This is a genomic window from Enterococcus sp. C74 (assembly GCF_040887125.1).
Taxonomy (GTDB): Bacteria; Bacillota; Bacilli; order Lactobacillales; family Enterococcaceae; genus Enterococcus_B; species Enterococcus_B hirae.
Window position 1 is genome coordinate 1 of the sequence record NZ_JBFOFA010000030.1, and the last position, 1,086, is coordinate 1,086.

At 34.3% G+C, this 1,086-nt stretch carries 2 protein-coding genes; both read right to left on the bottom strand.

The window, feature by feature from the left end:
* Positions 1–420: hypothetical protein (locus AB3H93_RS14120; protein WP_368020736.1), on the bottom strand; the 420-nt coding region annotated here is incomplete at its 3' end.
* A 299-nt stretch (positions 421–719) separates the two neighbouring features.
* The coding region (locus tag AB3H93_RS14125; protein ID WP_368020737.1) for a hypothetical protein at positions 720–1,086 on the bottom strand (367 nt) is incomplete at its 5' end.

The following is a 1,086-nucleotide window of genomic DNA, read 5'->3' on the forward strand; positions in this document are numbered from 1 at the left end:
GTAATCTTCTGAACAACCAATATTCTTAGCAATGAGACGGATATCACTATGCCTTTTAAAACTATTTTGGATAAATGCATGTTTTTTTTCCATTATACTAATTGAACTTTTATGTAGTCTTTCAGCTATTTGAGGTACCGAAAAACCTTGGTATATGCTACGTGCGATTTCTAAATAAAGTATCCTAGAAGCAGTTGTTGTGCCAATCTTTAGTTGCTTGATAAGTTCTTCATCACTTATTTTATTTTCAAGTCCTTGAATGAACTCTACTCGTATTTTCTTCATTTCCTCCTTATTGCGGCGTTTCCGAAACGTTAGTTTTTTCGGGCTAACCTTAGGAAGGCGTTTCATATGAATCTCTTGTTTCTCTGTATCTTTTTTTTGTTTTTTCTTTCTTTTATTATTAACCTTATTTTCCATAGTAATTATTCTCCTTTGTTTTTAGTAGCAATAACCGTTATCAATGGGACTTGCTACTTACTTTTAACATATTAAGGACACTGATTAGAACTTTTTTTGGAAATATAATAAAAAAAGATTCTGAAACGAATACTTGTCCCAAAATCTTCCGATCTCTATACTTTTGATGTTAGCGAAACTTACCGATAACTGTATGAGTTACTTCTGATCAAATCATTATTGAACTGTTAAGAGTGACTCAAAAACATCACTCGCCCGTGCGCCATTTTTCTTTAAGTTTTTTCATTAATAAAACTTCATCAACGAGCTTGAACATGGGAATTAACAAAATGCTGTTGTCTTCTCTCATTATTGATATCTTGCGCTTGTTTAGTGACATGAGAAATAGTCGATGAAAAATTTTTCAATTGTGGCCACTGTTTATTTAATGGACTTGGCTGTGAAACCATGGACGAGTCCAACCGTACTTTTTTCAGACTTAGGTCCAGGGCGCCAGGATCCGATTCTGAATTCCTTCTCTTCCTCTCTCCTTCTGATCTCATTTCTTGACTCTTTTCATATTTTCCTTTCACTTGGTCTGAGCTATTTGATCTAAGCTCGATTTGATCAAAACGGCTGGTTAATTCATCCATAGATATTGGTTGTAGTGGTTGGTGACTCGTGCTT